The following is a 23,381-nucleotide window of genomic DNA, read 5'->3' as shown; positions in this document are numbered from 1 at the left end:
GGTCGTTGGCTGCAGGGTTGGTCATGGGGCACTCACATCCGGAAGACGCCGTAGCCGACGGGGTCGAGGGGGGCGTTGGCCGCGGCGGACAGGGCCAGGCCCAGGACGGTGCGGGTGTCGAGGGGGTCGATGACGCCGTCGTCCCAGAGCCGGGCGGTGGAGTAGTAGGGGTTGCCCTGGTCCTCGTACTGCCTGCGGATGGCGTCGGGGTCGGCGTCGCCGACCGTGGACAGCACGTTGGCGGCCTGCTCGCCGCCCATCACGGAGATGCGGGCGTTCGGCCACATCCACAGGAACCGGGGCGAGTAGGCCCGTCCGGCCATGGCGTAGTTGCCCGCGCCGAACGAGCCTCCGACGACCACGGTGAGCTTGGGCACCCTGGCGCAGGCGACCGCGGTGACCATCTTGGCGCCGTGCTTGGCGATGCCGCCGGCCTCGTAGGCCCGCCCGACCATGAACCCGCTGATGTTCTGCAGGAAGACCAGGGGGATGGAGCGGCGGTCGCACAGCTCGATGAAGTGCGCGCCCTTGAGGGCGGACTCGGCGAACAGGATGCCGTTGTTGGCGATGATCCCCACCGGGTGGCCGTGGATGCGGGCGAAGCCGGTGACGAGGGTGGCGCCGTACTCGGCCTTGAACTCGCCGAACCGGCTGCCGTCCACGATCCGAGCGATGACCTCGCGCACGTCGTACGGTGTGCGGGTGTCGGCCGGGACGATCCCGTACAGGTCGCGGGGGTCGTGCGCCGGCTCCTCCGGGGCGGCGCGCTCCCACGGCGCGGGGGTGCGCGGGGCGAGGGTGGAGACGATGTCGCGGACGATCCGCAGCGCGTGGGAGTCGTCCTCGGCCAGGTGGTCGGTGACGCCGCTGACCCGCGAGTGCAGGTCGCCGCCGCCGAGCTCCTCGGCGGTGACCTCCTCGCCGGTGGCGGCCTTCACCAGCGGCGGCCCGCCCAGGAAGATCGTGCCCTGGTTCCGCACGATGACCGCCTCGTCGCTCATCGCCGGGACGTAGGCGCCGCCGGCCGTGCAGGAGCCGAGGACGGCGGCGATCTGCGGGATGCCGCGCGCCGACATGGTGGCCTGGTTGTAGAAGATCCGGCCGAAGTGCTCGCGGTCGGGGAAGACCTCGTCCTGCCGGGGCAGGAACGCGCCGCCGGAGTCGACGAGGTAGACGCACGGCAGGTGGTTGTGGAGGGCGACCTCCTGGGCCCGCAGGTGCTTCTTGACCGTCATCGGGTAGTAGGTGCCGCCCTTGACGGTGGCGTCGTTGGCGACGACCACGCACTCTCGGCCGGAGACGCGGCCGACGCCGGTGATGATCCCGGCCGCCGGGGCGTCGCCGCCGTACATCCCGTTCGCCGCGAGCTGGGACAGCTCCAGGAAGCGCGACCCCGGGTCCAGGAGGGTGTCGACCCGGTCGCGGGGCAGCAGCTTGCCGCGTGAGACGTGTCTGGCCCGCGACCGCTCCGGGCCGCCCAGCGCGGCGACGGCGACGCGTTCGCGCAGCTCGGCCACCAGCCGTTCGTTGACCTCGGCGTTGCCCTTGAAGGCGTCACCGCCCGGATCGCAGGTGCTTCGCAGCACCGGCCAGCCACTCATGCGCTCTCCTCTTCGGCGCGGCGGCCCGGCCGTCACGACCGCGACCGCCGCCCGGCCGCGTCGCCGCGGGCCGGTGGATGACAACGTCGTCTTCACCGAAGATGTTAGTCATCGTTAACGTCAGCGTCTACCATGCGGGTGTGACGACCGCTCCGCCCTCCGCTCGCGCCCGCGGCTCGCGACGCGTGGAGATACTCGACGCCGCCGCCGCGCTGTTCGCCGCGCGCGGCTTCCACGGTGTGTCCATCGAGGACATCGGCGGCGCGGTCGGCGTCTCGGGCCCCGCCCTCTACCGGCACTTCAGCGGTAAGGAGGCCCTGCTGGCCGAGATGCTGCTGGACGTCAGCGAGCGCCTGCACGCCTCGGCGGGAAGGTGCGTCACCGAGGCCCCCGACGCCGAACACGCCCTGGACGCCCTGCTCAACGGGCAGATCGAGTTCGCGCTCAGCCATCCGGCGCTGATCACCGTGCACGATCGCGAGCTCGGCAACGTCCCCGAGCCCGCCCGGCGCCGGATCAGGCGCCTGCAGCGGCTGTACGTGGAGGAGTGGGTGACCGTGCTGAGCGAGATCTATCCCTCCTGCCCCGCGGCGCGGCTGCGCGCCGCCACCCACGCCGTCTTCGGGCTGCTCAACTCCACGCCGCACAGCGCGGGCGACCTCGCGCCCGAGCTGATGGCCAGGCTGCTGCGCGGGATGGCCCGCGCGGCGCTCGCCACGGTCGTGGTTAAGGAACGCTAACGGCGGCGGACCCGTGGGTCCGCCGCCGTCAACGACTCAGGCGGGGCCGCCGAGCCTGCCGGGGTGTCAGCTGCCCGGAGCCGTCATCGGGCGCGGCAGCGGGTGCGGTGGCGGGTACGGCGGCGGGTACGGCGGCCTCGGATACGGCGGGTACCCCACCGGCGGGTACGGCGGCCTCGGATACGGCGGGTACCCCACCGGCGGGTACGGCGGCCTCGGGTACGGGTACGGCGGGTAGTAGACCGGCGGCCTCGGATACGGATACGGCGGGTAGTACACCGGCGGCCTCGGGTAGCCCGAGGGCACGCAGTCGTACTGCGGGCAGGGCAGCGTCAGGCACTGCCTGGGATGGGGCACGCAGACCCGACCCGGGCCGCAGTTGACGTACGCGCACGGCGAGCCGGGCTGGCAGGTGGCCTCCTTGGCGTCCCCCTTCGCCGCGGCCGCCCCCTCGGCCACCCCCGCGCGGGCGGCGGGCGCGGACGCGGCCTCCGCCGCCGCCGAGGTGGCGGCCATCGATCCGGCCACGGTGATCGCAGCCAGAAGCGGAATAAGTTTTCGGAGCATTCCTCCCCCTTGTCATGATCGGTGATGCTCTGAATAGATGCTCGCACCGGCCATGTTTGCTGACGGCAAAACGACCCCCAGAAAGGCGGATGGCTTCCCCGATAAAAGTTACCGATCATCTCGATCGGCGCATGAGTGATTGGGGAGGAATATCACTGTATTCAGATATAAGACCAGGCCATCGCGGCCGTAGAGGTGGATTCCGACATGAATGGATTTAGAGCGGGAAATCACCGGGCGAACGGCCAAGGGTGCACCAAAAAACCCGCCATCATGCGGGATTTCCCCAGGGGGATGAAAAGCCGCCTGGCCCCACCGGACCCCGATCCGTCCCGGCCGGCACGGAGGCGCATGGAGCCGGGAATGGGAACGGCCCGGACGCCGAAGCGCCCGGGCCGCATCCGGACCGGCCGGCGCCGCCCCTGGCGGGGGCGGCGCCGGAGCGGACGTCAGTGCCTGATCACCCTGACGTAGTCGCTGCCACTGGAGTCCGGACGGAAGTCGTCGTCACCGGCGAAGACGAACTTCCAGTGCCCCGACCGGTAGGCCTTGGCCTTGGTGTAGAGGCGGCCGGAGCCGTTGGACCACGTGTTCCTGACGTGGCTCCACTTGCTCGACCCCGCGGGCTTGAAGTACAGGCCCACCTTGGCGCGGTAGCCCTCCCAGCCGGAGTCGTCGATCTGGAGCCTGCCGGTGAAGCTCAGGTACCGGCCGTGGCGGACGGGCTCCGGCGAGGCGTTGAACTGGATGACACGACTGGCGCCGCGTTCGGGCTCGGGCTCCAGGACCCGCACGTGGTCGGTGCCGCTGTAGGCCCCCTCCACGCCGCGGCCGCCGTCGAACACGGCCCGCCAGGTTCCGGACCGCTCGGCGGTGCCGCTCTCGGAGAACCTGCCGTACCGGTCGGTCCGGTCGGAGCCGACCTTCTCCCACCGCGAGGAGCCGTCGGCGCGGAAGAGGATGTCGACCGTGCGGTCCGCGTAGCCGTGCCAGCCGTGCCGGCCGTCGACGAGCAGACGCCCGTTGACGTTGAGCCTGCCGCCCTTGCGCACCGGCTCGGGCCACGCGTTGAACTCGGCGATCCTGGTGTCGAGACGCTGGTGGTGCCGCTTCACGTCGACGGTGAACCGGCCGCTCTTGGAGTCCTCCTTACCGTCCTCCCCGTGGGCGACGGCGAGGTAGCTCCACTGTCCCTCGCGGCTCCTGACGTCGAAGGTCTTCGTCGCCGTCCACTTCGACTCGAGGCCGTGCGGAGCGGGCTTGACCTCCAGGGACGTCCAGTCCCCGCCAGGCGCCTTGATCTTGAAGTCGACCTTTCCTGCCCCCGAGGTGGTGAAGGTGAACTCCGCCCCGACCGGTGATCCGGTGACCACGATCGGGTCGGGGTCGACCTTCACACTGGCGACGACGGGGTCCGCCGCGACCGCCGCGACCGTTGTGGCCGCCATGGCGGAGGGGGCCAGGGCGAGTGCCCCGACGCCCACGGTCAGCGCGACGGCAGCTCTGGTGCGTTGCAACATTCGGGTGTCCTCCCGTTGGTTGAACGCGGCATGAGGGTGCCACGTCGTACTTCAAGTAGACGTACTAGACAGGTCAAGGGTTGTTAAACATGACAAACTGTCAAAAATCCTTGTCAGTTAGACCGTTCCACCCTTATCCGGCAGGTCAAAGAGGCCAAGCGCGGGACGGCGCCCAGCTCGGAGGACATAATCGAGCTGTGGCGCGCGACACTGTTGAGACACACTTCGCCGAGGCCGTGACCGCCCTCGCCGCGGGGACGCCGCGGGATCCCGCCCTCCCCGTGCGGGACGGCACCGCCCTGACCGGGGCCCGCTGCCGGGAGCTGTTCGAGTTCCAGCTCGGCAGCAGGCTCCTCGACGTCACCGCGCGCCGGCTCCGCGAGCGGGGCGAGGGTTTCTACACCATCGGCTCCGCCGGGCACGAGGGCAACGCCGCGGTCGCCGCGGCGCTGCGCCCCACCGATCCCGCGCTCCTGCACTACCGTTCCGGCGCCTTCTACCTCGCCAGGTCGGCGATGGCCGGACGGCTGCCCGAGGAAGGGCTGCGCGACGTGCTGCTCGGCCTGACCGCCGCCGCGGAGGAGCCGATCGCCGGGGGCCGCCACAAGGTCTTCGGCCACCCCGAGCTGGCCGTGATCCCGCAGACCTCCACGATCGCCAGCCACCTGCCGCGCGCGGTCGGCGTGGCGTTCGCCATCGAGCGCGCCCGGGCGCTCGGCGTGCCGGGCGCCTGGCCGGAGGACGCCGTCGCGGTCTGCGGCCTCGGCGACGCCTCGGTCAACCACGCCAGCGCCCTGTCCGGTTTCAACACCGCCGCCTACACCGCCTACCAGCGGCTGAGGCTGCCCCTGCTGTTCGTCTGCGAGGACAACGGCCTGGGCATCAGCGTGCGCACCCCCGAAGGATGGGTGGAGGCCGCCCGCCACCCGCTGCTGCCGTACTTCGCGGCCGACGGCTGCGACCTGGCCGACGTCCACGACGTCGCGGCCGCCGCCGCCGAGCACGTCCGGACCCGCCGCTCCCCGGCTCTGCTGCACCTGCGCACCGTACGGCTGATGGGCCACGCCGGCTCCGACGTGGAGATGTCCTACCGGACCAAGCGCGAGATCGACGCCGACCTGCGGCGCGACCCCCTCGTCGCCACGGTCCGGCTGCTGGTCGAGGCGGGCCTGGCCACGCCCGACGAGATCCTCGCGCACTACGAGACGATGCGCGAGCACCTGTTCAAGATGGCGCTGGAGAGCTCGCGGCGGCCCAGGCTCGCCTCCGCCTCCGAGGTCGTCGAACCACTGGCCCCCCGCTCACCCGAGCGGGTCGCCGCGGCCGCCTCGGCCATCTCCACGGCCGCGTCGTCCCGGGAGAAGGCGTTCGGCGGCAGGCTCCCGGAGCGGGAGGGGCCGCTGACCCTCTCCCAGGCGATCAACCGAACCCTGGCCGACGCCCTGGCCGCCGACCCCGGCATGCTGGTGTTCGGCGAGGACGTCGCCCGCAAGGGCGGCGTCTACGGCGTCACCCGGGGACTGCAGCGGCGCTTCGGCGCGGGCCAGGTGTTCGACACCCTCCTCGACGAGCAGGCCGTCCTCGGCCTCGCGCTCGGCACCGGCGTCTCCGGGCTGCTGCCGGTGCCCGAGATCCAGTACCTCGCCTACCTGCACAACGCCCTCGACCAGATCAGGGGCGAGGCGGCGACGCTGTCCTTCTTCTCCCGCGGCGCCTTCCGCAACCCGATGGTGGTCCGCGTCGCCTCCTACGCCTACCAGAAGGGCTTCGGCGGTCACTTCCACAACGACAACTCCGTCGCCGCCCTGCGCGACATCCCCGGTCTGGTCGTGGCCTCCCCCGCCCGGCCCGACGACGCGGCCTCGATGCTGCGCACCTGCCTGGCCGCCGCCCGCACCGACGGCGGCGTCTGCGTCTTCCTGGAGCCGATCGCCCTGTACAACACCCGCGACCTGTTCGACGACGGCGACAACGGCTGGCTCTCGCCGTACGCCCCGCCGTCGCGCTGGGCCGAGACGCACGTCCCGATCGGGCGGGCCCGCAGCTACGGCGAGGGCCGCGACCTGACCATCGTCACGTTCGGCAACGGGGTGCGGATGAGCCTGCGCGCCGCGGTACGGCTCACCGCCGAGGGCTACGGCTGCCGGGTCGTGGACCTGCGCTGGCTGTCCCCGCTCCCGGTGGACGACCTGATGCGCGCGGCCGAGCTGACCGGCAACGTGCTGATCGCCGACGAGACCCGCCGTACCGGCGGGGTCTCCGAGGGCGTCGTCGCCGAACTGCTGGACGCGGGCTTCACCGGCAGGATCGCCAGGGTCACCTCCTCCGACAGCTTCGTCCCCCTGGGAGACGCCTCGCGTCACGTGCTGCTGTCGGAGGACGAGATCGAAGCCGCCGCCCGCAAACTGCTCGGCTGACCCTCCGCCGCGTCTCTGGGGGAACCGGTCGTCCGGCCGCACCCCGGAAATCATCGAACACGCCCGCGATCCACTCCGGAACGTGTTCAATTGATTCCGCACAGTTCCGGATTTTCGGCCCGCCCCCCGGTCAGGCGGCCCTCCGCTGAGGAAAACCAGGAGGTACCATGCCCGACGTGGCATTGAAGAGCACCCGCAGGCGCGTCTCGCACCTCGAGTCCTGGGCGTTCAGGACGAGCTCGGATCTGGCCGACATCAAGGAGACGCTGAACGATCTCCCCAAGATCATCCGGGAGGAGGTCATGACGTACACCGTCCCGATGTTCGAGGAGATCCTCAACAGGATGGCCACCAAGGAGGACCTCTCCACGCTCTCGACGAAGGTCGACGGCCTGGAGAACAGGTTCGACGGCCTGGAGAAGAGATTCGACGGCCTCGAAACCAAGGTCAACGGCCTGGAGAACAGGTTCGACGGCCTCGAGAAGAAGGTCGACGGCCTCGAAACCAAGGTCAACGGCCTGGAGAAGAGATTCGACGGCCTGGAGAAGAAGGTCGACGGCCTCAAGAACAGGTTCGACGGCCTCGAGAAGAAGGTCGACGGCCTGGCCGACCGGGTGGGCGCCATGGAGAGCCGGATGGACTCCATGGACGGCAAGCTGGAGTTGATTCTGGCGAAGCTGAGCTGATGTCCCGCTGCGGGGGCCCGGGGTCACGGCCCGGGCCCCCGTCGAGCGGTCCTACAGCCAGTCGCGGCGTTTGAAGACGAGGTACAGCGTGACGCAGACGGCCGCCATCAGCAGCACCGCGAACGGATAGCCGAAGACCCAGTGCAGCTCCGGCATGTGGTCGAAGTTCATGCCGTAGATGGTGCCGACGAGGGTGGGGGCGAACAGGATCGCGGCCCAGGCGGAGATCTTCTTGACCTCCTCGTTCTGCGCGTTGCTGGCCTCGGTGAGCCTGGTCATGTGCTCGTTCTGGGCCTGGGCGACCATGGTGGAGTTGACCACGAGGATGTCGTGGAGCATCTGCCGGAAGCCGCTGACCCGTTCCGACACGGTGATGGCGTGGTCGGCGACGTCGCGCAGGTAGCGCTGCAACTCCTGGTCCATCCCGTACTTGTCGGCACCCGCGATGAACCCCTCTATCATGCCGAGCAGCGGCCGGGTGGCCCGCTGGAACTCGATGACCTCCCGGGACAGCTCGTAGATGCGGCGGGAGACGCCGGGCTCGTTGCCGAAGACCTGCACCTCGATCTCGTCGATGTCGTTCTGCAGGCCGGCCACCACCGGCGCGTAGCCGTCCACGACCGCGTCCACGACGGCGTAGAGCACCGCCTGGGGGCCCTGGCGGAGCAGCTCGGGGTCCGCCTCCATGCGCCGGCGGACCTGGGACAGGTCCGGCGCCTCGCTGTGCCGTACGGTGATCACGAAGTTGCGGCCGACGAACAGGTGCAGCTCGCCGAAGTCGACCTCCTCGACCTCGTCGACGTAGCGGGCCGGGCGCAGCACCACGAAGAGGGTCTCCCCGTAGCGGTCGGCCTTGGGACGCTGGTGGGCGACGATGGCGTCCTCGACGGCCAGCTCGTGCAGGTCGAACTCCTCGGCGACGTTGTAGATCACCCCGTCCTCGGGACGGTAGAAGCCGATCCAGGCCATGCTGCCGGGGGTGTTCTTCAGGCACTCGAACGCCTCGGGCAGCGATCCCGGCGTGGCGGCCCGCCGCCCGTCGACGTAGATCGCGTTGTCGATGACGTGCGACCGGGTGGAGATCGGCTCGGCCTCGGCGGAACGGGGGTCCATCGACCGCTCGGGGGAGTCGCGGTCGACATCGGGGCGGCCGCGCACCCGGCTCCGCATGCCCAGTATCCGCCGGTCAGCCACCTGCTCCTCCTCGTCCGCCCCGCCGGGCGCCCCGATCCTGTGCGTGCCCGCGCCGTCTACCCGGGCGGTCGCCGGGAAACCTCGCGGACGCGGTCCGCGCCGCAGGCCGGAGCGGCCGGCGCCCGGATCCGGCCTCGTCTCCTTTCGACCTTATCGCCGGTAGACCAAGCGTCATGGGACCCTTTGCTCCGGCGACGTTGAGGGGAAGTGAACTTTGAACGAGGTGTTGGAATCCTTGACCGCGACCCAGGCGGGGCCGCCCCCGTGGGTCGTGCTGCTTTCGGCGGCGGTCGCGCTGGCGACGGTGGTGTGGTCCAGGTCGTGGCACCTGACCAGGGGGCTGATCACCATCGCGCACGAGGGCGGCCACGCGCTGGCGGCGCTGCTCACCCGGCGCAAGCTCCAGGGCATCCGGCTGCACTCCGACACCTCCGGGGTCACGCTGACCCGGGGCAAACCGCGCGGGCCCGGGATGATCCTGACCGCCGCCGCGGGCTACGTCACCCCCTCCCTGCTGGGCGTGGGCGGTGCCTGGCTGACCGCCAACGGGCACGTGGCGATCCTGATCGCGGTGGTGATCGGGCTGCTCGCCGGCATGCTGCTGCTGATCCGCAACCTGTTCGGCGCGGTGAGCCTGCTGGCGACCGGTGGGGCGATCTTCGCGGTCACGTGGTACTCCCCGCCGGAAGTGGACGCGGTCCTCTCCTGTCTGGCCGTGTCGTTCCTGCTGTTCGGCGGCGTCCGGCCGATCCTGGAGCTGCGGCGCAAGCGGAGTCGGGGCCACGCCCCCGACTCCGACGCCGACCAGCTCGCCCGGCTGACCTTCCTGCCCGGCGGGTTCTGGGTGCTGCTGTTCCTGCTGGTGGCGTTCGCCTGTCTGGCGGGCGGGGCGTGGCTGCTGAACCCGCTGCCGTGGCCGGCCTAGGGTCTCGTCCGCGATCATCCGCCCGGCCCGGGTTCCCGCCCGCGATCATCCGTCCGGCCGTTCCGGCGGCCCGTCACGCTCAGTGACGGGCCGGATAGGCAAACCAACTCTGTTACCCGATATATACCCTCATACTCACATTGAACGTGGTAATTTCGGTCAAGAACGACAACCTCTTCGGTCTCCGACCTGGAAGCGCGGAAAGTTTTTCTGAACAACTTTCGCATCCCTCACATAAGCCCAGGTCAGACCAAATGTCATGACTTGACTCGTGAGATTTACACGGGTGAGACGTGTAGCTTGTAACTGGTTATTTCTCGGGTTATCCGGAATTCTCTCCCCTGGAAGACAGCAGGGAGATTGCCGTGAATGACCACTATGAGCTTTATTGCCTAGCGGACCCGATCTTCTACGACACTCTCGACAGTGACCGGAGCGAGCACCCCGATTTCCCGCTCGCCGGCCGGGAGGTGCCGGAGGGTTGGGCGCACCAGCCGACGGACACGTGGATGCACTACGCGCCCGGCGACGCGAGGACGCCGAAGCAGGGCTGGAAGATCCACGTGTCGGCGTGCCTGGACGACGCCGAGCGGGCGATGGAGCTGGTCTGGGACTACTGCGTGCCCCGTGGGATCGCGTTCAAGTTCCTGCGCAGCCGGCCGGTCGTGACGATGCTGAACTCCAAGGCGGCCCCCCGCGGGTCCAGCGGCAAGCTGGTGACGATCTACCCCGTGGACGAGGCGCAGCTGGAACTCACGCTGAAGGAGCTGCACGAGCTGCTCCGCGGCGTCTCCGGCCCCTACATCCTCAGTGACCTGCGTTACGGCGAGGGCCCGCTCTTCGTGCGCTACGGCGGCTTCGCCACCCGGTACTGCCTGGACGACAAGGGCGAGACGGTGTACGCGATCGAGGACGCCGACGGGCGGCTGGTGCCCGACGTGCGCGGGCCGTCCTTCTCCGTGCCGTCCTGGGTGACGCTGCCGGAGTTCCTGGAGTCGCACCTCGCGGCCCGCAACGCGGTCACCACGGGCGGCCTGCCGTACGAGATCGAGAGCGTCCTGCACTTCTCCAACGGCGGAGGGGTCTATCTCGGGCGGGAGCTCCGCGGGGGCAGGCGCGTGGTGCTGAAGGAGGCCCGCCCGCACGCCGGCCTCGACGCCGCAGGCCGCGACGCCGTGGCGCGCCTGGGACACGAGCGCGACATGCTGGAGCGTCTGGCCGGGCTGGACTGCGTGCCCGAGCTGATCGACTACTTCGTCCTGGGCGAGCACCACTTCCTGGTGCAGGAGTTCGTCGACGGCAACCCCCTGCAGCGGCAACTGGTGCAGCGCTATCCCCTCACCCGGGCCGGCTGCGACGCCGGGACCCTCGCCGAGTACACCGCGTGGGTCATGGAGACGCTTCCGGCGGTCCGGCGGGCCGTCGGCGCGCTGCACGAGCGCGGCGTGGTCTTCGGCGACCTGCACCCCAACAACATCCTCATCACCGCCGAGGGCCGCCTGGTGATGATCGACTACGAGGTGGCGACCCTCGCCGAGGAGCGCGGCCGCGCCGCCCTGGGCCATCCCGCGTTCAACGCGCCGCGCGGCCGCCAGGGCGTCGAGATCGACGAGTACGCGCTGGCCTGCCTGTGCTTCGGACTGTTCGCGCCGCAGCTCACCGTCACCCAGTCACTCGACCGGGCCAAGGTGTTCCAGCTCGCCGAGCTGGTCGTCGAGACCTTCCCGGTGCCGCCGGAGGTGGTCCGGGAGGCGGTCCGCACCATCGTCGGCGACGACCCGGTGACGCCGCGGCCCCTCCCCCGGCTCGCCCCGGGCGACTGGCCCGCGCTGCGGGACGCCATGTGCCGGGCGATCCTGGCGAGCGCCACCCCCGGGCGCGACGACCGTCTCTTCCCCGGTGACGTGGCCCAGTTCAGGCCGAGCGGCGGCCTGAACCTCGCCTACGGCGCGGCCGGCGTGCTCTACGCGCTGGACGCCGCCGGGGCCGAGGTCCGTCCCGAGCACGTGGAGTGGCTGCGCCGCCGCGCGGCGTCCCCCGTCTCCGGGACCGGCGTCGGATTCTACGACGGGCTGCACGGCGTCGCCTACGTCCTCGACCGGCTCGGGCACCGCCAGGACGCGCTCGACGCGGTCGAGGTGGCCATGCGGGAGAAGTGGGAGGTGCTGGAGCCCGGCCTGTTCGGGGGTCTGGCCGGCGTCGGGCTGAACCTCCTGCACCTGGCCGGCACGACCGGCGAGCAGGCGCTCGCCGACCTGGCGCTGCGTGCCGTCGGCGTCTGCGCCGACCGGCTCGGCGGGGTTGAGGACGTGCCGGAGACCAGCGGCGGCGGCAACCCGCGGGCCGGGCTGATGTACGGCTCGTCCGGGCCCGCCCTCCTCTTCCTGCACGCCTACGAGCGGACCGGCGACGCCGGGCTGCTCGACCTGGCGGCCGTGGCGCTCCGGCAGGACCTGCGGCGCTGCGTCACCGTCCAGGACGGCTCGCTGCAGGTCACGCAGGGGTGGCGCACGCTGCCCTACCTGGACGAGGGGTCGGTCGGCATCGGCCTGGCCCTCGCCCGCTACCTGGCCCACCGCGACGACGACGGCTTCCGGACCGCGCTGCGCGACTGCATGCGCGCCGCCCGGAGCCGCTACTACGTCCAGCCGGGGCTGTTCACCGGCCGGGCCGGCATGATCGCGGCCCTGGCCGCGGTCCCGGAGCCGGAGGAGTCCACGGAACTCTCGCCGGGCGACCCCGCCCGCAGCGGCGCGAGCTCCGCGGGCCCCATGGGTTCCGCCGGCTCCGGGACCGCCACAGACCTCGCCGAGCAGATCAGGGGACTGGGCTGGCACGCGCTGTCGTACGGCGACGGCCTGGCCTTCCCCGGTGACCAGCTGCTCAGGCTTTCGATGGACTTCGCGACCGGCACGGCCGGAGTCCTGTTCGCGATGAGCTCCGCGCTGGGCGACCGGCGGGTGCTCCTCCCCTTTGTCGAGCCGCCCGGCGGCGCGGGTGCCCTGTCCATGGCACTGCCCGCGCACGAATCCGCCGAGCGGCTTTCCCCCCGCGAGCCTTCGAAGGAGGTGTGACAACAGCATGGTACTTCTCGACCTCCAGAACCTGGAAGCCCCCACCGGGGGTGGCGGTGGCGGTGGCGGCAGCTCGCTGACCGTTCTCGGTTGCGAGTCCCACACGCCGAGCAACCTCAGCGTGGCGCTCTGCCACTGATCCTCTTCCCGATCGCCAGAAACGGAGTAACACCATGGTTCTTCTCGACCTTCAGGCTCTCGAGGCTCCGACCGGTGGCGGCGGTGGCGGCGGCAGCACGCTGACCGTCCTGGGTTGCGCGTCCCAGACCCCCAGCAACCTGAGCGCCCTGCTCTGCCACTAGTCGTCCCCGGATCACCAGGAATCACAAGGAAGAGGTAAGAAAATGGTTCTTCTCGACCTCCAGGCTCTCGAGACCCCCGGCGGCGGCCACGGCGGTGGCGGCGGCAGCTCGCTCACCGTCCTGGGCTGCGAGTCCTACACGCCGAGCAACCTGAGCCTGCTGCTCTGCCACTAGTGACACCCCGTGCCCGGGTCGGCCGATGACGGCGGCCGTCCCGGGCACGGCCCGTTCCACGGGGTTTCTCCGAGCCCCGCCGGACGGGCCCCAGGACTTTCGAGCGAAGGAGGGACCGGTGCGGACGGCGGACCGGCTGCTCGCCCAGACCGTACGGCGCGGCGGCCCCTGGCTGGGCGTCCTCGCCGTCTCCTCCGTCGCCGGGGCGCTGGCCGAGCTGGCGCTCCCCTACGCGCTGGGCCGGGCGGTGGACGCCCTGGTCGCGGCCGGCCCGGCGGGCGGGGCCTGGACCTGGGCGGGCGTCTGCGCGGCACTCGTGGCCGGGGCGGTCGCCTGCGACGCCCTGGGCGTCTGGGGCGCCGGGGTGAGCGGCGCCCAGGCCACGGCGTGGCTGCGCCTGCGGATGCTGCGGCACGTCCTCGGAGCCGGGCCCGCGCTGACCCGCCGCCTCTCCGAGGGTGATCTCGTCACCCGGATGGGGGTGAACGCGGAGGAGGCCGGGCGGGCCCCGGAGGCGCTCGTCACCGCGGCGGCGCTGGTGATCCCCTCGGCGGGCGGCATCGTCGCGCTCGCCCTGATCGACGTCCGGCTGGCCCTGACCCTGGTCGGCGGCCTCGTCCTGATCACGTTCGTGCTGCGGGCGTTCCTGCGGGCCGGCACCTCGATCGCCGGCGGCTACCAGGAGGCGCAGGGCGACATCGCCGCCCGCCTGGTCGACGCGCTGGCCGGGGCCCGGACGATCGCCGCCGCGGGCACCGAGGCGGTGGAGAAGGCCCGGGTGCTGGCCGCGCTGCCCCGGCTGCGCGGGCACGCCATGGACATGTGGCGGGCCAACGCGAGCGCCGGTGTGCGGGCGGGTGCCGTGGTGCCGCTGCTGGAGGTGGCGGTGCTGGCGGTGGGCGGGCTGCGGCTGGCCGACGGCGGGCTGACCGCCGGCGAGCTGTACTCCGCCGCCCGCTACGTCGTGCTCGGCGCCGGCATCGGCTCGGCGCTCGGCCAGGTCGCCCGGCTGGCGCGGGCGCGCGCCGCGGCGGGCCGCATCACGGAGCTGACCGCCGGGACGCCGCGGGCCCACGGGGAGAGCCCGTTGCCCGCCGGTCCCGGAACGCTGGAACTGCGCGGCGTGCGCGCCGAGGGGCTCGGCGAGATCGACCTGATCGTCCCGGGCGGCTGCTCGGTGGCGGTGGTCGGGCGCTCCGGCAGCGGCAAGTCGGTCCTGGCCGCGCTCGCCGGGCGGCTGGCCGACCCCGCCGCCGGGACGGTCCTGCTGGACGGGGTGCCGCTGCCCCGGCTGTCGGCCGGGGCGCTGCGCCGGGCGGCCGGCTACGCCTTCGAACGCCCGGCGCTGGTCGGCGACACCGTCGAGGACGCCGTCGGGCTGGGCCTGGACGAGCCGGACCCGGGAGCGGTGCGCCGGGCCGCGCGGGAGGCGTGCGCCGACGCGTTCGTCCGGCGGCTCCCCCTGGGATACGGCACGCCTCTGGACGACGCCCCGATGTCGGGCGGGGAACGGCAGCGCCTGGGGCTGGCGCGGGCGTTCGCGCACGGGAGACGGCTGCTCGTCCTGGACGACGCCACCTCCAGCCTCGACACCGTCACCGAGCGGCAGGTCGCCGCGGCGCTGGCCGGGCGGCTCGGCGGCCGTACCCGGCTGGTCGTGACGCACCGCGCCGCGACCGCGGCGGCGGCGGACCGGGTGATCTGGCTGGACGGCGGGCGGGTGCGCGGCTACGACACGCACCCGACGCTGTGGGAGGACCCGGCCTATCGCGCCGTCTTCCAGGTGGACGACACGCCTCCCGGCTCCGCACCCGTGCGGGGGACGCCGTGAACCGCCCGGTCCGCCGGGCGCTTCGCCGCGACCCGCGCCTGCTCGTCAGGCTCGCCGTGTGGTCGGTGGCGGAGACCGCGCCCGCCCTCGTCGTGGGCCTGGCCGTGGCGCGGGCGATCGACGACGGCTTCGCCGCGGGCCGGCCCGGCACCGGTTTCGCCTGGCTGGCGGTCCTCGCCGCCGCCTGGCTGGTGGGCGCGGCGGGCGCACGGCAGGTCGTGCTGGCCGTCGCCGCGATCGTGGAGCCGTTCCGGGAGGACCTGCTCGGCCACGTCGTGGAGGGCGCGCTGGACCGCGCGTCCGCCGCCGGGCACGGGCCGGGCACCGCGGCCGTGGCCCGGTCCAACCTCCAGGTGGAGCTGGCCCGTGACGCCTTCGCCTCGGTCATCACGGTGGTCAGGTCGTTCGCCTTCACCGTGGTGAGCGTGGTGCTGGGGCTGAGCGCGCTGGTCCCCGAGGTGCTGGTCCTGGTGCTGCCGCCGTTCACGGCCGGCGTCGGGCTGTTCCTGCTGTCGCTTCCGGCCATGGCCCGGCGGCAGCGGGAATTCCTGCTGGCCGACGAGCGCACCGCCGGGTCGCTGGCCGGCGCGGTGGGCGCCCTGCGCGACATCACCGCCTGCGCGGCGGAGGACAGGGTCGCCGCCTCCGTCGGCGCGCGGGTGGCCGAGCAGGCCGCCGCGGGACGGTCGCTGGCCCGGGTGACCGCCCTGCGCACGCTGTCGCTGGCGGTGGGGGGCCGGCTGCCGGTCCTGCTGATCCTGGCCGGCGCCCCCTGGCTGCTGTCGCGGGGCGCCGGGGCCGGGGTGATCCTCGGCGCGCTGGCGTACGTGACGCAGTCGCTGGCCCCGGCGCTGGGCAACCTCGTGCAGGGGCTGGGGATCAGCGGCGTCCGGCTGCGGGTGTCGCTGGACCGCATCCTGCGGCCGGACGCCCCACCCGGCCCCGTCTCCCCCGCCCTCCCCGCTCCCGCGGCCGTCGCCTTCGAGCGTCCCGCCCTCCCCGCCGGCCCGCCGTCCCCCTCCCCCGGTCCCGCGGCGGCGCCGTACGGTCCCGCCGGGCGGGTCGCCGTACGGAACGTCCGCGCCGAGCTGCGCGGGGTCACCTTCGCGTACGGCCCGCACGCCGAGCCGGTCATCTCCAAGCTGGACCTGTCGATCCCCGAGGGCGACCACCTCGCCGTGGTGGGGCCCAGCGGCATCGGCAAGTCGACGCTGGGCGCGCTGCTGGCGGGGGTGCTCCGGCCCGGCGCGGGCCGCGTGGAGGTCGGCGGCGTCCCGGCCGACCGGCTCGACCCGGCCTGCCGGGTGCTGATCCCCCAGGAGGCCTATGTCTTCCGGGGCACGCTGCGGGACAACCTCACCTATCTTTCGCCGGCGTCGCGTGAGGAGCTGGACGCCGCCGCCCGCGCGGTGGGCCTGACCGCGCTGGCGGAACGGCTGGGCGGCTACGACGCCGAGGTGTCCTCCGGCGCGCTGTCCCCGGCCGAGCGGCAGCTCGTCGCCCTGACCCGCGCCCACCTGTCCCCGGCCCGCCTGGTGATCCTCGACGAGGCGACGTGCCACCTGGATCCGGCGGCGGAGGCCCGCGCGGAGGAGGCGTTCGCCCGCCGCGGCGGCACCCTCGTCGTCATCGCGCACCGGCTGACGTCGGCGACGCGGGCGCGGCGGATCCTCGTCATGGACGGCACCAGCGTGCGGCTCGGCGGGCACGAGGAGCTGCTCGCCGCCTCTCCCCTCTACGCCGACCTGGTCGGCCACTGGGACCCCGCGAAACCACAGGAGATGGTGCCGTGATCTATCCCCCCGCCGAGCGGCAGCCGATCGTCGACCACCCGCACGGGCGCGCGGTGGCCGACCCCTACCGGTGGCTGGAGGACGCCGGCGATCCCCGGACGCGGGAGTGGCTGGCCGCGCAGGAGAGGCTGTGGCGCGGCCACGCGGACGCGCTCGCCGGGCGCGCGGCGTGGCACGGGCGGGTGGCGCGGCTCATGTCCGCGGGGATGGCGGGACCACCGCTGTGGCGGGGCGGGCGCCGGTTCTTCCTGCGCCGCGAGGCGGGCCAGGAGCACGCCGTGCTGTACACCGCCGGTCCCGACGGGGCCGAGCGGGCGCTGCTCGACCCGGCGGAGCTCGATCCGTCCGGGCTGACCGTCCTCGACTCCTGGCAGCCCGACCTGGACGGGCGGCTGCTGGCCTACCAGCTCTCCAGGAACGGCGACGAGCGTTCGGAGCTGCGGGTCCTCGACGTCGCCACCGGGCGGCCGGTGGACGGACCGATCGACCGCTGCCGCTACTCGCCGGTGGTCTGGCTGCCCGGCGGGAAGGCGTTCTTCTACGTGCGCTCGCGGCGGGTGTGCCTGCACCTGCTGGGCGCCCCCGCCGACGACGACGTGGTGGTCTGCGGCGACGAGCGGTCCTACGGGCTGGGGATGAGCGCCGACGGCCGCTGGCTGACGGTCTCGGCGGCCTCCGGCGGTGGCAACGACCTGTGGCTGGCCGATCTGTCGGCCGGGCCGCCGGAGCGCCCCGGCCTGCGGGTGGTCCAGGAGGGGGCGGCCGCGGTGACGGTGCCCGCGGTGGGCCCGGACGGGCGGCTGTACCTGCTGACCACGCTGGACGCCCCGCGGGGCCGGTTGTGCGTCGCCGACCCGGCGCGGCCCGGCGTGGCGGGCTGGCGGGAGCTGGTCGGCCCCGACCCGGAGGCGGTGACCGGGGACTTCGCGTTCGCCGGGGAGCCCGGCGCGCCGGTGCTGCTCGTCGGCCGTACCCGGCACGCGGTCAGCGAGATCGCCGTGCACGATCCGGCCACCGGCGGGAGGCTGGGCGAGGTGCCGCTGCCCGGCCTCGGCGCGGCCGGGCGGATGTTCACCCGCCCCGAGGGCGGCCCCGAGGTGTGGTTCACCTACACCGACGGCGTCAGGCCGACGGGCGTGCACCGCTACGACACCCGCACCGGGCGGACCACGCCGTGGGCCGCCGCGCCGGGCGCCGTCGAGGTGCCCGGGATCGTCTCCCGGCGGCTCGTCTGCGCCTCGCGGGACGGCACGCCGGTGCGGATGGTGGTGCTCGCCCGGCCCGGCGACGGCCCTCGCCCGGCGGTGCTGTACGGCTACGGCGGGTTCGGCCGGCCGATGACGCCTTCGTACTCGGCGTACATCCTGCCGTGGGTCGAGGCCGGGGGCGTGTTCGTCCTGGCCCAGTTGCGCGGCGGCGGTGAGGAGGGCGCGGCCTGGCACCGCGACGGGGCGCTCGACCGCAAGCAGAACGCCGTCGACGACCTGGTCGCGGTGGCCGAGCACCTCGTCGCCGAGGGCTGGACCGCCCCGGACCGGCTGGGCCTGTGCGGCGAGTCCAACGGCGGGCTGGTGGCCGCGGCGGCGCTGACGCAGCGGCCCGGCCTGTTCGCCGCCGCGGTCTGCTCGGCCCCGCTGACGGACATGGCCCGCTACGAGCGGTCCGGTCTGGGCCCGTCCTGGCGGTCGGAGTACGGCTCCGCCGACGACCCGGAACAGCTCGGCTGGCTGCTGGGCTACTCCCCCTACCACCGGGTGCGCGAGGGCGTGGACTACCCGGCGACGCTGCTGGCCGCCTTCGGCGGTGACTCCCGCGTGGACCCCATGCACGCGCGCAAGCTGTGCGCGGCGCTGCAGTGGGCGACCTCGGGGACACGGCCGGTGCTGCTGCGCCACGAGGAGGGCGTCGGGCACGCGGCGCGCTCGGCGAGCCGGTCGGTGGGGCTGGCGGGCGACCTGCTGGCCTTCCTCGCCGAGCACACCGGCCTCCGGCTCGCCCCGGAGCCCGGCCCGGGGCTCGGGACGGGCGTCGCATCGGAGCCGTTCGCGGGGTTTCCCGGGCCGGCGCCGTACGCGCCGCCGGGCGTGGACGGCGCCGGTCAGGCGCCCTGACCGGGGAGCGCGCCGGGCCGTCCCGGCGTGACCAGGCCGCACTGGTAGGCGAGGACGACGAGCTGGGCGCGGTCGCGGGCCGCCAGCTTGGTCATCGCCCGGCTGACGTGGGTCTTGGCGGTGGCCGGGCTGATCACCATGTGCGCCGCGATCTCGTCGTTGGACAGGCCGTGCGCCACCAGCGCCATCACCTCGCGTTCCCGGTTGGTCAGGACGTCCAGCCCGGTGGCGGAGGTCAGCGGGCGGCGGGCGACGAACTCGCCGATCAGGCGGCGGGTGACGGCCGGGGCGAGCAGCGCGTCGCCCCGCGCCGCGACGCGGACGCCGTGCAGCAGGTCGGCCGGCTCGGTGTCCTTGACCAGGAACCCGGTGGCGCCCGCGCGCAGCGCGTCGAAGACGTACTCGTCGAGGCCGTAGTTGGTGAGGATCACGACGTGCACCCCGGCCAGGGCGGGGTCGGCGGCGATCCGCCGGGTCGTCTCGATGCCGTTCATCACCGGCATCTGCACGTCGACGAGCGCGACGTCGGGCCGGTGCTCGCGGGCCAGGGCGAGGCCGCGGACGCCGTCCCCCGCCTCGCCGACCACCTGGAGGTCGTCCTCGGCCTCCAGCAGGGCGCGGAACCCCGCGCGGATGAGCGGCTGGTCGTCGACCAGGAGCACCCGGATCACGACAGGCCTCCGGCCGGGCACCACTGGGGCATGATCCTCATACCGGACACGGTAGAGCCCTGCCGGCCGCCTTTCATCCGCTCGGGGTCGCGCCGCCGCCGTACTCCCCCGGTGGTATCCGCGGGAGGTTCCCGGCCTTCATCGCTCCCCTGCCTGCGCGGATTCCGCGAGGCGCAGGTGGCTCCGGAGGTTACAGGCGGGCGACGGACGCGAAGAGGTCGATCGGGGCGACGGTCGTCATACGGGGGTTTTTTTCCTTCGGCCGCCGGCCTGCCCGGCCGGTGACGGCGGGCCGGTCCGGCGCGGGAGGGTGAGGGCGACGAGGGCGGCGGCGGCCAAAAGCACGGCGCCGATCGTCATGCCGAGCGCGTACCCGGCGGTGAGGGTCTCGGGCGTCGCGATCCGGCCGGTGCGGTCGTGCGCGACGGTGCCGAGGACGGCCAGCCCGAGCGAGGCGCCGATCTGGCGTGAGCTGTTGAGCAGGCCCGAGGCGGTACCGGTCTCGTGGGGCGCGACGCCGGCGGTGGCGGTGGAGACGAGCGGCGCGAGGCAGAGCCCGAAGCCGACGCTCGCGACGATCGAGGGCCCCAGGACGTCGGTGACGAAGGCGCCGTCCGGGCTGATCAGGCCGAACCAGGCGAAGCCGGTCGCGGTCAGCAGCCCTCCGGCGACCATGAGGGTCCGCGGCGCGAGGCGGTAGCCGAGTTTGACGGCGAGCACGGAGCCGGCGACCACGCCGAGGGCGAACGGCAGGAACTCGATCCCGGCCAGGGCCGGTCCGGTCCCGAGGACGCGTTGCAGGTAGAGGGACATGAAGTAGAAGGACGAGGTCATGGCGGCCCCGACCAGGAGGTTGTAGGCGTTCGCGCGGGAGACCGAGCGGTTGGCGAACAGACCGGGCCGGAGCAGCGGTTCGCGGGCGGTGGTCCGCTCGACGTGGACGAACGCGGCCAGCAGCGCGACGGCGACCGCCAGGGTCATCAGGGTGACGGGCGACGTCCACGGGTACCGGTCGGTGCGGACGACGCCGAACACCAGCAGGGTCATGCCCGCGGTGGCGAGGACGGCGCCGGGGACGTCCGGGCGGCCGCCGCGGGCCGGGGGCGGGCCGGCGGCGACGCCGCGCCAGGCCAGGGCCAGCGCGCCCGCGGCCATCGGCAGGTTCACGAACATCACCCAGCGCCATCCGGCGTACTCGGTGAGCACGCCGCCGATCAGGACGCCGAGGGCGCCGCCGGCGGCGTTCGTCGCGCTCCACACCCCGAAGGCCCGGACGCGGTCCCTGCCCGACGGGAACGTCGCGGTGAGCAGCGCCAGGGCCGCCGGGGCCAGCGCGGCGGCCCCGACGCCCTGCGCGGCGCGGGCGGCGATCAGGTGACCCGGTTCCTGGGCGAAGCCGCCGGCGAGCGAGGCGAGGCCGAACAGTCCCAGTCCGGACAGCAGGACGCGCCTGCGGCCGTACCGGTCGGCGGCCTTGCCGCCCAGGAGGAGCAGCCCGCCGAAGGTGAGCGCGTAGGCGTGGATCACCCAGGTCAGGCCCACCGCGCTGAACCCCAGGCCGGCGGCGATCCGTGGAAGCCCGACGTTCACCACCGACAGGTCCAGCGACACCATGAACTGCACGACGGCCACCGCGGCGAGGGTGATCCCCGGCCGGACGGTCCGTCCTCCCGCGGTTCCCGCGTCTCTCAGCACTGCTCGGCCCTCCGCGTGCTCCCCGTGACCGCGGAACCGCCCGTGCGTGGTCCGGGCGGGAACGGTGACGGCCGGCGGCTCTCCGGGCTCACGTGGCGGAGCCCGCTCTCTGCTCGGATCGTGTGCATGCCGGACATCGTGCTGCCGGGACCGGCCGGTGGTCGTCGTGCCCGGGAAGGCTCATTCACCTGGCACCGGGAGAGACGGGACCGGCCCGGCTACATCCTGGGGAGTAGGGATTCGCTGCGACGTACCGGGGACGACCTCCGGCCCGGCAGATCGTAATCTGCACGGATGAGACCTATGGAGCGGTGGCGGCCGCTCGCCCAGGACGGCGTGCTCGCCGCGGTGATGGCCGCCCTGCTGTCGGCCGTCGTGTTCGGCACGCCGGGCGCGGGCGCGGTGGATCTCGCGGCGGCCCTCGCCGGCTCGCTCGCGCTCCTCGCCTGGCGGCGGGCGCCCCTGGTGTCGCTGTTCGCCGGTACGGCCTGCATGCTCGTGCTCACGGCGCGCCTCCAGCCGGGCCCGCCGGCCGCCTTCCCCGTGCTGATCTCGGTGTTCGCCGCGGTCCGGACCGGCCATCGGACGGCCCCGGCGCTGGCGGGCGTGGTCTTCCTCGGTGTGGACCTGGCGGTGCGGCTCCCCGGCGCCGGCGGGCTTGTGCGGATCCTCGAGGACACCTCGCTGCTGGTCGGCTGGTTCGTGGCGGCGGGCGTGGCGGCGACGGTGACCCGGCACCGGCAGGCGTACCTGGCGGAGGCCGAGCGGCGGGCCGCCGAGGCCGAACGCACCCGTGAGGAGGTGGCCCGGCGCCGTGCGGGCGAGGAGCGGCTGCGCATCGCCAGGGAGTTGCACGACTCGCTCACCCACAGCATCTCGATCATCAAGGTCCAGGCCGGGGTGGCCGTACACCTGGCGCGCAAGCGCGGCGAGGACGTGCCGCCCGCGCTGCTGGCCATCCAGGAGGCAGGCAGTGACGCCATGCGTGAGCTGCGCGCCGCCCTGGAGGTGCTGCGCGACCCCGGCCGCCCCGGCGATCCGGGCCGTCCCGGCGGTTCCGACGCCTCCGGTGCCGGGGTCGCGCCCAGCGGGCTCGACCGGCTCGGCGATCTGGTGGAGCGGGCCCGCTCGGCCGGGCTGCCGGTCACGGTGACGGTCTCCGGGACCCGGCGGGAGCTGCCGGCCGAGACGGACCGGGCCGCGTACCGGATCGTCCAGGAGGCGCTCACCAACGTCTCCCGGCACGCCGGCGGGGCGGCCGCGGCGGTGCGCGTCGACTACGCCGACGACGAGCTGGTCGTGCAGGTCGACGACGACGGCGGGGCCGACCCGGCCGCGCCGCCCGTGCCCGGGACGGGCCTGCTCGGCATGCGCGAGCGCGTCGCGGCGCTCGGCGGCCGGCTGCGGGCGGAGCCGCGCGCCGAGGGCGGCTTCACCGTACGCGCCGAACTTCCCCTCGAACAGCCCGTACGCGCCGAACCTCGCCTCGGGGGGCCGTCGTGATCCACGGGTGGCCCTGTCAGGAGCGCGGAGGCCCGTCGTGCCCCGGGGGCGGGCCGAGGATCTCGATCGCGTGACGGGCGGCGGCGTGGCCGAGGGCGACGGGGTCGATCACGGGAGGGTCTGACGGCCGCCCGTCCGCGGGCTCGCCCACCTCCGCGGCGAAGTCCTCGAAGCCCGAGGGCGTGGTGATCTGCAGGGTCCGCAGCGGTTCCCCGGGATCGACGACGAAGCTGTGGGGCAGCCCCACGGGGAGGAGGACGAAGTCGCCGGGCCCGGCGGGCAGGATCTCGCCCTCGCAGTGGAAGGTCGCGGTGCCCGACAGCACGTAGAACATCTCGTCTTCCCGGAGGTGCCGGTGGAGAGGGGGCGCGAAACCGGGTGGGTTGACGAACTCGACGACCGTGAGGCGGCCGCGGGTCTCGGCGCCCCCGGCCTTGACGGTGGCGAGGCCGCCGAGGAACCGGATCGACGGGCCGTCCCCGGAGGTGCGGACGTAGGGGCGGGCTGCGGAGGTTGGGGTCATGGCCGCCTACTTTTCAACAGACAACGGTATAGTGAATATAACGCTAGTATTCCC

General features: G+C 73.4%; 19 protein-coding genes. 12 read left to right on the top strand and 7 right to left on the bottom strand.

Annotation, left to right across the window (positions count from 1 at the left end; translation table 11 throughout):
• Positions 1–32: 32 nt before the first annotated feature.
• A complete protein-coding gene (locus tag ACZ6W9_RS07755; protein WP_389960882.1) occupies positions 33–1,601 on the bottom strand; it encodes a carboxyl transferase domain-containing protein in 1,569 nt (522 codons plus the stop codon).
• Positions 1,602–1,702: 101 nt separating this feature from the next.
• On the opposite strand from ACZ6W9_RS07755, the gene ACZ6W9_RS07750 reads away from it, so the two are divergent.
• Complete coding sequence (locus ACZ6W9_RS07750; RefSeq protein WP_389960880.1) at positions 1,703–2,341, top strand: SACE_7040 family transcriptional regulator; 639 nt, start codon at positions 1,703–1,705, stop codon at positions 2,339–2,341.
• 66 nt (positions 2,342–2,407) lie between these two features.
• Here ACZ6W9_RS07750 and ACZ6W9_RS07745 read toward each other — a convergent pair whose 3' ends face one another.
• Together ACZ6W9_RS07745 and ACZ6W9_RS07740 are read right to left on the bottom strand one after the other, a co-directional pair.
• On the bottom strand, positions 2,408–2,908 hold the full coding sequence (locus ACZ6W9_RS07745) for a hypothetical protein (protein ID WP_470116918.1): 501 nt from the start codon (positions 2,906–2,908) through the stop codon (positions 2,408–2,410).
• A gap of 449 nt (positions 2,909–3,357) precedes the next feature.
• Positions 3,358–4,428 (bottom strand): hypothetical protein, encoded by a 1,071-nt coding sequence (locus ACZ6W9_RS07740; RefSeq protein ID WP_470116917.1) that lies wholly within the window; start codon positions 4,426–4,428, stop codon positions 3,358–3,360.
• 197 nt (positions 4,429–4,625) lie between these two features.
• On the opposite strand from ACZ6W9_RS07740, the gene ACZ6W9_RS07735 reads away from it, so the two are divergent.
• Complete coding sequence (locus tag ACZ6W9_RS07735; RefSeq protein WP_470116916.1) at positions 4,626–6,845, top strand: thiamine pyrophosphate-dependent enzyme; 2,220 nt, start codon at positions 4,626–4,628, stop codon at positions 6,843–6,845.
• A 176-nt stretch (positions 6,846–7,021) separates the two neighbouring features.
• Positions 7,022–7,531, top strand: coding sequence for a hypothetical protein (locus tag ACZ6W9_RS07730; protein ID WP_470116915.1), 510 nt, complete (start codon positions 7,022–7,024; stop codon positions 7,529–7,531).
• A 51-nt stretch (positions 7,532–7,582) separates the two neighbouring features.
• Here the strand turns inward: ACZ6W9_RS07730 and ACZ6W9_RS07725 are convergent, their stop codons facing one another.
• On the bottom strand, positions 7,583–8,725 hold the full coding sequence (locus tag ACZ6W9_RS07725; protein ID WP_470116914.1) for a magnesium and cobalt transport protein CorA: 1,143 nt from the start codon (positions 8,723–8,725) through the stop codon (positions 7,583–7,585).
• Between the two features lie 235 nt (positions 8,726–8,960).
• Between ACZ6W9_RS07725 and ACZ6W9_RS07720 the strand changes: the two genes are divergently transcribed.
• The 8 genes from ACZ6W9_RS07720 to ACZ6W9_RS07685 all read left to right on the top strand — a co-directional run bounded on the left by ACZ6W9_RS07720 (position 8,961) and on the right by ACZ6W9_RS07685 (position 18,935).
• Positions 8,961–9,650, top strand: coding sequence for a M50 family metallopeptidase (locus tag ACZ6W9_RS07720; protein WP_470116913.1), 690 nt, complete (start codon positions 8,961–8,963; stop codon positions 9,648–9,650).
• Positions 9,651–10,015: 365 nt separating this feature from the next.
• On the top strand, positions 10,016–12,724 hold the full coding sequence (lanKC, locus tag ACZ6W9_RS07715; RefSeq protein ID WP_470116912.1) for a class III lanthionine synthetase LanKC: 2,709 nt from the start codon (positions 10,016–10,018) through the stop codon (positions 12,722–12,724).
• Between the two features lie 7 nt (positions 12,725–12,731).
• Entirely contained in the window at positions 12,732–12,863 is a 132-nt protein-coding gene (locus ACZ6W9_RS07710) for a SapB/AmfS family lanthipeptide (RefSeq protein ID WP_362929411.1), read from the top strand.
• A gap of 34 nt (positions 12,864–12,897) precedes the next feature.
• A complete protein-coding gene (locus ACZ6W9_RS07705; RefSeq protein WP_389960863.1) occupies positions 12,898–13,026 on the top strand; it encodes a SapB/AmfS family lanthipeptide in 129 nt (42 codons plus the stop codon).
• Positions 13,027–13,068: 42 nt separating this feature from the next.
• Positions 13,069–13,200 carry a SapB/AmfS family lanthipeptide gene (locus tag ACZ6W9_RS07700; RefSeq protein ID WP_362929415.1) on the top strand — a complete coding sequence of 44 codons (132 nt, stop codon included), beginning with the start codon at positions 13,069–13,071 and terminating at the stop codon, positions 13,198–13,200.
• 118 nt (positions 13,201–13,318) lie between these two features.
• Positions 13,319–15,031, top strand: a complete 1,713-nt coding sequence (locus tag ACZ6W9_RS07695; RefSeq protein WP_389960861.1) for an ABC transporter ATP-binding protein — start codon at positions 13,319–13,321, stop codon at positions 15,029–15,031.
• Positions 15,028–16,824 (top strand): ATP-binding cassette domain-containing protein, encoded by a 1,797-nt coding sequence (locus tag ACZ6W9_RS07690; protein WP_470116911.1) that lies wholly within the window; start codon positions 15,028–15,030, stop codon positions 16,822–16,824. The genes ACZ6W9_RS07695 and ACZ6W9_RS07690 overlap by 4 nt, the downstream gene beginning before the upstream one ends.
• Complete coding sequence (locus ACZ6W9_RS07685) at positions 16,821–18,935, top strand: prolyl oligopeptidase family serine peptidase (RefSeq protein WP_470116910.1); 2,115 nt, start codon at positions 16,821–16,823, stop codon at positions 18,933–18,935. Before ACZ6W9_RS07690 ends, ACZ6W9_RS07685 begins: the two co-directional genes overlap by 4 nt.
• Here ACZ6W9_RS07685 and ACZ6W9_RS07680 read toward each other — a convergent pair.
• Positions 18,923–19,606, bottom strand: a complete 684-nt coding sequence (locus ACZ6W9_RS07680) for a response regulator (RefSeq protein ID WP_389960855.1) — start codon at positions 19,604–19,606, stop codon at positions 18,923–18,925. The two genes, ACZ6W9_RS07685 and ACZ6W9_RS07680, sit on opposite strands and share 13 nt — an antisense overlap.
• Positions 19,607–19,843: 237 nt before the next feature.
• A complete protein-coding gene (locus ACZ6W9_RS07675) occupies positions 19,844–21,301 on the bottom strand; it encodes an MFS transporter (RefSeq protein WP_470116909.1) in 1,458 nt (485 codons plus the stop codon).
• A gap of 294 nt (positions 21,302–21,595) precedes the next feature.
• On the opposite strand from ACZ6W9_RS07675, the gene ACZ6W9_RS07670 reads away from it, so the two are divergent.
• Positions 21,596–22,804, top strand: coding sequence for a sensor histidine kinase (locus tag ACZ6W9_RS07670; RefSeq protein WP_470116908.1), 1,209 nt, complete (start codon positions 21,596–21,598; stop codon positions 22,802–22,804).
• A gap of 16 nt (positions 22,805–22,820) precedes the next feature.
• Here the strand turns inward: ACZ6W9_RS07670 and ACZ6W9_RS07665 are convergent, their stop codons facing one another.
• Entirely contained in the window at positions 22,821–23,327 is a 507-nt protein-coding gene (locus ACZ6W9_RS07665; RefSeq protein WP_389960849.1) for a cupin domain-containing protein, read from the bottom strand.
• Positions 23,328–23,381 lie beyond the last annotated feature (54 nt).

This window comes from Streptosporangium sp. NPDC053982 (assembly GCF_055585205.1).
The sequence above is the reverse complement of the archived record's forward strand: the minus strand, read 5'-3'. Positions and strand labels throughout refer to the sequence as shown.